The sequence below is a fragment of the Ginsengibacter sp. genome (assembly GCF_057362405.1).
Map to the genome: position 1 here is coordinate 1 of NZ_JBMQQG010000261.1, position 9,589 is coordinate 9,589.

The window sequence follows — 9,589 nt, forward strand, 5'->3', positions numbered from 1 at the left end:
CTACCTGAACTTTTTTTGTTATTTTACATTTTGCAACGATTGAAAAGTAATATCAAAAATATTTTTTCAGGCAAAAAGAAAAGCATTGTAGTCATCACTATTTTGGTGATAAGCATGGTGGCCTACAATGGATTTGCTGACACTGTTTCGTCCGAAGCAGGAGGCAACGGTATGTTTTGGGCCTGGAGGCTATTGGGCCGGCTGCATCCCCTGGCCGTTCATTTTCCCGTGTGCCTTATTTTGGTTGCTGCCCTACTGGAACTTTTTACACTAAAAAATTTTTCGTCACCCCTGCGGCCCGGTATAAACGTATTGGTTGCATTGGGCGCAATAACTGCGGCTGTTTCGGTAGTGTTCGGCTTGCTCATTTCCCGGGATGGCGATTATGGCAAGGATCTTATTGACTTACACAAATGGTCGGGCATTGCTACAACGGCGCTGGCTGCGGTTGCATGGTTAGTGTTGGATAGAATTAAGGAAAACAAACAGGCAGGCCTGGTAAAATTATACCGGGGCGTTTTGTTTTTTAGTGCAATCGGCGTATCGGTGGCAGGGCACTTTGGAGCTTCGCTAACACATGGCAAAGATTACCTGACTGCTGCCATTCCGTGGAGTGCAGACTATAACGGCGCAAGGGCAGGCAATTTTAATTTGGCTTCATTTAAAAATGATACTGCCCAACTAACGAAAAAACAAATAGGTGAATTGAATGTAGAAGTACGGGCGATATTGGCCCACAATTGTTATAAATGCCACGGCGCAGAAAAGATGAAAGGCGACTTACGTCTCGACAGGAAAGACATGATTTTTAAGGGTGGTAAAGATGGGCCGGTTGTTGTACCCGGCAATCCTGGCGAAAGTGAATTATACCATCGTATTACGTTGCCGTCTGATGACAAAGATGCCATGCCTTCAAAGGGAAAAAAACTACCCGACGGAGATATTGCCATCCTGAAGTTTTGGATACAGAAGGGCGCACCCTGGCCTGACGTAGTTGAAAAAAGCCTTTACAGGGTTGCTGCACTGGAGCCAAGAAATCCGCCACTGCCCCCGTCGCCGGCTAATCTTACCAATCCCATAGACAAGTGGGTTAACCAGTATTTTGCAAAGAATAAAATTGCGTGGCCAAAAGTTGTTGACGATAAAACTTTTTTAAGAAGAGTTACCATGGACATTGTTGGCTTGTTGCCAACTCCTGAAGAACTTGAAAAATTTACTAAGGACAACCGGCCGGATAAAAGAGCTTTATGGATCAGGCAACTTTTAAACCGCGACGATGATTATGCAATGCATTGGCTTACATTCTGGAACGATGCTCTTCGAAATGATTATACCGGAACAGGATACATCACCAACGGCCGATATAGCATAAGTGACTGGCTCTATAAATCCATACGATCTAATAAACCTTACACTGAGTTTGTGAAAGAACTGGTAAGCCCCAATGATTCTTCCAAGGGCTTTGTGGAAGGCATCAAATGGCGGGGCGTGGTGAACGCAAGCCAGGCTACGGAATTACAGGCAGCACAAAATGTATCACAGGTTTTTTTCGGGTTGAACTTAAAATGCACTTCGTGTCATAACAGTTTTATCAGCGACTGGAAACTGGACGATGCTTATGCTTTCGCGAATATTTTTGCGGACAGCTCTCTTGAAATAAACCGTTGCGACAAACCTACCGGTAGGTTTACCAATGCAAGAATGCTCTGGCAACAATTGGGCACCATTGATAACACGGCAAGCCGGGCAGTAAAAATGAAGGAGCTTGCGGAAAATATTATAAAACCGCAGGATGGCCGTTTGTACCGCACACTCGTAAACAGGATATGGGCGCAGCTTATGGGCCGCGGGCTTGTGGAACCGGTTGACCTGATGGACAACGAGCCCTGGAACCAGGACCTGCTGGACTGGACCGCTTATAATTTTCAGCAAAACGGAGCGGACATTAAAGAGTTGATATACCTCATTACCACTTCCAATACTTATCAATTGCCTTCGGTTGGCTTTAAAGAGCCCGCTCAAATTATAGCAACAGATTATAAATTTACCGGCATCCTGAGAAAGCGTATGTCTGCAGAAGAATTTTCAGATGCGGTGGGAACCATTATTGGCCCTCTTTTTCCCGATTCGCTGGAAGCGTATCACCCGGAGGCTCAGCCGGGCTACGATGCATCAAGTCACCCTTTCATCCGTGCGTCACTGGTAGTTAATAATACCTTCCTCACGGCGTTGGGCAGGCCAAACAGGGAGACGGTAGCCACGAGCCGCGAGTCGCAGGCAAATTTGTTACAGGCCCTGGAACTAACTAACGGAGACCGGTTCAATTCAGCCCTTAGGAAAGGAGCGGAAAACTGGAAACAAAAATATAAGACCAGTGATGTTATCATTAAAGAACTTTACAGGCGGGCGCTTAACAGGGAAGTGCAACCCAAAGAATATGAAGTGGCCAAAAAAGTATTAGGCGCTACTCCCGATGCAAACTCCATACAGGATTTGTTTTGGGCTGTGATGCTGCTACCTGAATTTCAAATTATTTATTAGGGCGAAACCTTATATAATTATTGAATATGAATAGGCAATGGGATAGAAGAAAATTTTTAAAAACAACCAGTAGCGCCACCATGGCTGCGCTGGCTGCGGGAGTTCCTATGACCAGTTTTTTAGCCTCCTGTAACAGGAAAAAAATAGAGGCTAAAGCTGATACCGTTATCTTGCTTTGGATGGCCGGGGGAATGGCGCATACGGATACATTTGATCCAAAAAAATATACCCCCTACACGAAGGGAATGGAAGCGAATAGTGTGCTGAGCACCTTTAAGCCGGTACCGACTTGTTTGGATGGCGTTTTCTTTTCTGAAGGACTGGAAGCTATCGGCAACGTGATGAACAAGGGAACCGTTATCCGTTCTTATGTTGCGGCTGATATGGGATTCATTTTGCATTCGCGGCATCAATATCATTGGCACACCTGTTACAAGCCACCTCAATCTGTTTCCGCGCCGCACATTGGTGCATGGATTTCAAAAGAACTGGGGCCGAAGAACCCAGTTATACCAGCTTTTATTGATATCGGGCAACGGTTTACGTTGGGAGAGGGCGAAGAATTAAAGGCCTTCCATACAGCAGGATTTTTAGGAAATGAATACGGCCCATTCCTGGTGCCGGATCCCTCTTCGGGATTGGAAACAGTTAAACCTCCGGTAGGTATGTCTTCGATGAGGTTTGAAAGAAGAAATCAATTGTATAACGACCTTATGAATAAAAGTGCCGTAGGTGAGTTTGGCAGTGACTATCAGAAAGAATCGTTACGAAGATCCATGGAACAGGCCTATATGCTTTTAAGATCGCCCGAAGCTGCGGCCTTTGATATTAGTAAAGAACCAAAAGAAAGCTATGACATTTACAACACCGGAAAGTTTGGGTTAGGTTGCCTGATGGCCCGGCGCCTAACGGAGAAGGGTGCACGATTTATTAGTGTGACTACAGAATACGAACCTTTTAAAAACTGGGATACCCACGATAACGGATACACGAGGATGATTGATATGAAGAAACAAATCAACGGCCCTGTTGCTCAATTAATAAAAGACCTTGACCGTACCGGTCACCTGGACCGTACGTTAGTAATATTAGCCAGTGAATTCAGCAGGGATATGATGGTAGAAGGGCGGCCTGGTCTCAAAGTGAAGGAACAGGTAAATCAGCCCGATATTATTAACGACATAAAATATTACGGAATGCACCGCCACTTCACCGACGGCGTTTCTATGTTAATGTTCGGTGGTGGAATTAAAAAAGGAAATGTATATGGTAAAACAGCTGATGAACGCCCCTGCAAAACGATTGAAAAACCTATCGTAATAGACCAGGTGCACCAAACCATTTATCATGCGTTAGGCATCGCCGAAGATTGCCATTACGTAGTTGAAAAGAGACCATTCTACACCACACCCGATGGGCTGGGTAAAGCGGAGATGGAACTGTTCGCCTAGTTTACCAGGAACTTAGGAGCCTGTGTTTCACCAAAAATTATAGTTGATATTTAGGGATGTCCTTTGTGACTGCAGCAAAATATTCTAATCTATATTTTGTATTATTATGCTACAATTAAAAAGGCGCTATGATCCCTTTATTTGATGATGACTCAGACAGGAAAAATTTCCCTATTATTAATTATTTATTGATCGGCATCAACATTTATGTATTTATAGTTTACCAGGCATTCGGGCATAACCTGGCTTTTACCTACAGCTATGCAACAGTGCCCGGCGAAATATTAACCGGCCATGATTTAGTTACCGCATCAACTTATGGTTATGATATGGCGACAGGCCAGAATGTGGTATCACCCGGACTTGGCGTTACTCCCATCCCGGTATGGCTCACCTTAATTACCTCTATGTTCCTGCATGGCGGCATTGCGCACCTCGCCGGCAACATGTTATACCTCTGGATATTCGGCGACAACCTGGAAGATAAGATGGGGCATATTGGATATTTTTTCTTCTACCTGTTATGCGGCGTGATTGCATCACTAACCCATGTGTTTACCAGTTTTCTTTTTAGCGAAAATCTTCTCACACCGAGTATCGGCGCATCAGGCGCTATCTCCGCGGTAATGGGTGGTTATTTGTTGCTTTTCCCAACAAGGAGAGTTACGGTGTTATTGCTTATATTTTTCGTAGACGTACCGGCATTTATTGTTCTTGGCTTGTGGATACTGTTGCAGGTTGCCAGTGGCACAGGATATCTTGGCAGCAGCGAAGTGACCGGCATTGCGTATGCGGCACACATAGGAGGTTTCTTTGCAGGGATGCTGTTGGTGAAAAAATTTATTCCTCAACGAAGTTGGTGACACCCGTAGTTCTTTTACGATGAACTGCGTGTAACCGACGCCGGTATAAACAAAGAGATAAATAATTTTTGGGGCTGAACATATCCGACTTGACAAAAATTCTAACTCGACCCGATAAGGCAATTAAATTAGTGCAAGAAGGATGATTTGTGTTTTTATTTTTGAAAATTTATTTATCATCCGATAGCTATCGGACCATTGCCTGCAATTTTTCTATCGGAAAATTTTCATCAACGTTATAGACAAGCACATCGCCGCACAATAGAACAAAAGTTAGAGGAGAAAAGTAGTCAATTTTTTCAGTGCGGACGTTGCGACTAAATAATTCACCGCCGTCAAATGACTTTCTGGCTGCGTTTGATAAGCCAGCCAGTACCCAATCATTTATTTTATTTGTGTAAAATTTCTTTGAATGAGCAAAGATATTTATCTTATACTATATCCTTGTTTTTGGGAGTTGTAAGTCGTTATTCGATGCATTCAAAAATTAAGAAATACAGGCTTTTTTTGTTCATCATCTTTCTATTTGGAATTATTTCAAATAGTTCGGAACAAGACATATTTTTTACAAAATATACTACCAATGAAGGGCTGGTTAATAATGTCGTAAGAAAAATATTCCAGGATTCAAAAGGGTTTTTATGGATCTGTACCTGGGAAGGGCTAAGTAAATATGATGGTAATCACTTCACCAACTTTACTGAAAAAAATGGTCTTTCGCATAACCTCGTAAATGATCTGGCAGAAACAAAAGATGGAAGTCTTTATGTTGCCATGAATAACGGTTCAGTGGATCTCATTACAAATGACGAAGTGAATCAGAAAGAAGTTTTTAAGGATTTAATCATAAATAAATTCACAAGAGAAGCGAATGGGAATTTATTGGCTCTTACAGACAATGATGGTATTGTTGAAGTAGATCCGAATGGTATTAAACAAGTAAGTTATCCCAGGGGGATCTCATTTTTTAATATGACCCCTTTAAATGATTCCCTGATCGCTCTATCTGGTAGTCCCTCTCCGGTTTACATATACGATCATCAATTTCATTTAAAATCATTTGAAAAGCAACTTTTGAATAATGCGACCGGTAATTTTGTTTATAAAGATCAACAAAACAGGGTGTGGCTATGCACAAGCAATGGATTAAAGCTAATTTCAATTGATCAACAGTCCGGCAAATTAATTATTAAAGATCCTCCGCAACCTTTCAATGATCCATTACTCAACCAGTCAAACATTTCTTCAATTTTTCAGCAGGAAAACGGAGACTTCTGGATTGGTACAGATAAAGGACTTGTTAATATCCTGCCCAATAACCAAATAGTATTATTTACCGAAAAAAATGGACTGCCAAATCGCAACATCAATTATGTTTTCAACGATCGGGAAAATAATTTATGGATCGGCACCAGCCAGGGGCTTGCAAAAAAAACAATTACATCACCGGTACAGGTATTCGACCCATCAGCTGGGGAGCTTGAGATCGCTTCATTAGCAAAAAAGATAAATGATGAAGAGCTGCTTATTTCATCAAAAGATTTCTTTTATAAGTACAATTTTAAAACCGGAGAGACCAGAAACATTCTTCGGAGAAAAAAGAATGAGGATTTTATATATATCACAAACACCAATCCTGAACTTTTTATTTATCAAAATCGAATAGTTAAATATAGCATTGCAGGTAACAATCTTAAACCAATCGCGTCTATTCCGCCGGCAAAAAATTTTTTTTCAGCAACTGCGGGTATTGATAAAACAATTTTTATAGGAACCTTCGACGGTGTCATGGTCTATTATAATGGAAAGACTGCAAAGGATACAACATTCAAAACCCGTGTTCATTGCATTTTAGCAGATCACAATGGCTTTATTTGGATCGGTACATGGCAAAATGGATTGTGCCGGGCAAAGTTTGACGCAGCATCTGGCAAATGGTCGGAGATAATTCATTTAAAATTACCGGATGAACATATCAGGAGTTTGTTTGAAGACAGCAAGGGCAATATGTGGATAGGAACCCGGTACAGTGGAGTACTGGAGATAAAAGCAAATCAAATAAATGACGCTGCCCCTGTACATCTTTTTCAGCAGAACGGTCTTTCATCAAATTGGATAGGGAACATTAGCGGCGACGAGGACGGTAATCTATGGATGGCTGGTAGTTCGGGTCTTGATAAAATAATAAGATCCGAAAATGGTTTTGAGATTTTTAATTTTAGCCGGGTAATGCATTTTATATCTAACGTTAACCTTACGGTACCTGTTGGGAATAATAAATTATTTTGTTCGACAGTAAACGGCATGTTTCTCATTAAGGATAACAAGCTGGAAGAATCAGATCCCAGGGCTGTTTATCTTACAAAAATAAATTTAGGAGATACTGATTATCATTCCGAAATTCTATCATTAAAAAAAGGGTTGTCATATACGCAAAACCATGCATCATTTGAATTTACTACGCCCAGCTATCAAAATGAAAAAGAGATTTTATATAGTTACCGGTTAAAAGGAAGTAGTGATACAACATGGAGCCGTCCTTCTAATTCTCACTCGGTACAATATGCCAGCCTGGAGCAAGGGAATTATCGGTTTGAAGTAAGAATGCTCGGCTGGAATGGCAGCTATGGTCCAATCACATCACTTGATTTTAAAATAAAGCCGCCCTACTGGAAGACATGGTGGTTTTATTCATTGATCATTGTAGCAGTCCTATCGTTATTGTATGCTTTTTATCGATACCGCATCAATCAATTGTTGCGTTTACAAAAAGTTCGCAATACAATTGCTACCGATCTGCATGATGATATCGGTTCCACACTTACTAATATCAGCATCTTATCGGAGTTAAGTAAAAAAAATTTAGAACAGCCTCATGCATTAGAAAAATACCTGCAACGAATTACGGAAGAATCTGTCGCTTCCCAACAAGCATTGGATGATATTATCCGGAGCGTAAATACAAGATATGATACCATGCAGGAATTGCAGGCAAGAATGAGAAGATATGCCGGCGAACTTTTTGAAAGCAATGATATTTCCTGCCAGTTTAGCCTGGATGCAAGTGAAGACAGTAAATTGGATATGCAGCAGCGAAGAGATTTCTATCTTGTCTTTAGAGAATGCTTAAACAATATCCATAAACATGCTGACGCAAGCCATGTATTTATAAGGATCATAGTTCACAATAATATTTTAAAAATGAATATTGAGGATGATGGAAAAGGATTCGATCCCTTGATCTCGACACACAGGAATGGATTAAAGAATCTTGAAACAAGAATTGCAAAATGGAACGGCAGCATAAACCTCATATCTGTTATCGGGCAAGGCACAAAGATCGAGATCATGATGCCGGTAAAAACATCACTACTCAAATGAGCAGTTGATATTCGGCCTTTTGATTTTATTTTTGGTGATCTAACAATACACTTAATTGCTTTGAATGCCTGTTAAGATCGTAATATTTGAAGATAATGACCGCCTTCGTGAATCGCTGGTAGCCTTGTTCAAAGGAATGGATGAATACGAAGTAACCGGTGACTACAACAATTGCGACGATGCCGCCACTATCGCAAGAGTTTATAAACCTGATGTGGTGTTGATGGATATAGATCTTCCCGGCGAAAGCGGGATAAAGGGAGTTTTCAAAATCAAAGAAAACTATCCACAGTCAGCCATCATCATGTATACAGTTTTTGAAGATGATGAAAAATTATTTCAATGTCTTTGCGCCGGTGCCAATGGTTATCTTTTAAAAAAAACAGCTCCTTCAAGATTGATTGACGCCATTCAGGAAGTCATTGAAGGCGGCGCCCCGATGAGTCCCTCCATTGCAAGAAAAGTACTGAATAGTTTTCAGCATGGCAAAAGCAATAAATATCTTTTATCAATAAGAGAAATAGAAGTTTTGCAATTGCTCATCAAAGGCTACAGTACGAAAATGATTGCTTCAGAATTAAAAATATCTTTTGATACAGCCCGTTATCATTTAAAAAATATCTATACAAAACTTCATGTGAACTGCGGCAAAGAAGCCATCGTGAAAGCACTCGGCGAACGCATTGTTTGAAAAAATTCAAATCCCGAATCTCAAACTTCAAATTTTCAAATCACAAATTCTTCCTACTCAAAAAGGTAGTTATCAAAACATTTATTAGCATTCAATTTTGGTTTGTCTTTTAGTTACTCCACTCTTTTTGAAAAACCTTTCTGCAGTTTGTAAAATTTACCTTTAAAACAAAGCAACTTAAAATTGAAATAAACATTTATGAAAAAATATCTGCTTATCAGTTTCTGCTTATCGGCGATCATCGCTAATGCACAAAATGTAGGTATCGGCACTTCCAATCCGCTCAACAAATTACACGTGGCAGGAGGTTTTCGACTCGATACATTAGTTGGTGTTGGCGGTAGTGGTCTTTTGCGCCATGATGCAAATGGTGTTGTGTATGGAATAAAATTTACAGGGAACATATCCGATGTATTGCGTGGTGATGGAACATTTGGTCCCGGTGGAGGAAGCGGAACCAATTATTGGTCTGCTAATGGAACTCACCTATATAATAACAATACAGGCAATGTAGGTATAGGCACTACTACGCCGGCGAGCAGATTGCACGTGAACGGCGAAGTGATGATCGATGCCCCTGGGCCTACGCTCCTTATGGGGGCGGGAACAGCCGAGCAGGACCGTTATCTCCACCTCATTAACAGTCCCAACTTCCGCAGCGC

The 9,589-nt window shown here is 41.1% G+C and carries 5 protein-coding genes and 1 pseudogene; all 6 read left to right on the top strand.

Annotation, left to right across the window (positions count from 1 at the left end; translation table 11 throughout):
- A partial coding sequence (locus ACO1O5_RS21780) for a DUF1549 domain-containing protein (protein ID WP_486274056.1) occupies positions 1-2,541 on the top strand: 2,541 nt, incomplete at its 5' end.
- A 26-nt stretch (positions 2,542-2,567) separates the two neighbouring features.
- Positions 2,568-3,992 (top strand): DUF1501 domain-containing protein, encoded by a 1,425-nt coding sequence (locus ACO1O5_RS21785; RefSeq protein WP_486274058.1) that lies wholly within the window; start codon positions 2,568-2,570, stop codon positions 3,990-3,992.
- A gap of 128 nt (positions 3,993-4,120) precedes the next feature.
- On the top strand, positions 4,121-4,855 hold the full coding sequence (locus ACO1O5_RS21790; protein ID WP_486274060.1) for a rhomboid family intramembrane serine protease: 735 nt from the start codon (positions 4,121-4,123) through the stop codon (positions 4,853-4,855).
- Positions 4,856-5,329: 474 nt separating this feature from the next.
- Positions 5,330-8,236: a ligand-binding sensor domain-containing protein gene (locus ACO1O5_RS21795; protein ID WP_486274062.1), complete on the top strand. Its 2,907-nt coding sequence runs from the start codon at positions 5,330-5,332 to the stop codon at positions 8,234-8,236.
- A 64-nt stretch (positions 8,237-8,300) separates the two neighbouring features.
- Positions 8,301-8,927: a response regulator transcription factor gene (locus ACO1O5_RS21800; protein ID WP_486274064.1), complete on the top strand. Its 627-nt coding sequence runs from the start codon at positions 8,301-8,303 to the stop codon at positions 8,925-8,927.
- Positions 8,928-9,125: 198 nt separating this feature from the next.
- Positions 9,126-9,589: pseudogene (locus ACO1O5_RS21805) on the top strand (hypothetical protein); the annotation flags it as partial.

Coding starts and splice junctions, on each gene's coding strand:
- ACO1O5_RS21790 (WP_486274060.1), top strand. CDS start 4,121: ATGATCCCTTTATTTGATGATGACTCAGACAGGAAAAATTTCCCTATT.
- ACO1O5_RS21795 (WP_486274062.1), top strand. CDS start 5,330: ATGCATTCAAAAATTAAGAAATACAGGCTTTTTTTGTTCATCATCTTT.
- ACO1O5_RS21785 (WP_486274058.1), top strand. CDS start 2,568: ATGAATAGGCAATGGGATAGAAGAAAATTTTTAAAAACAACCAGTAGC.
- ACO1O5_RS21800 (WP_486274064.1), top strand. CDS start 8,301: ATGCCTGTTAAGATCGTAATATTTGAAGATAATGACCGCCTTCGTGAA.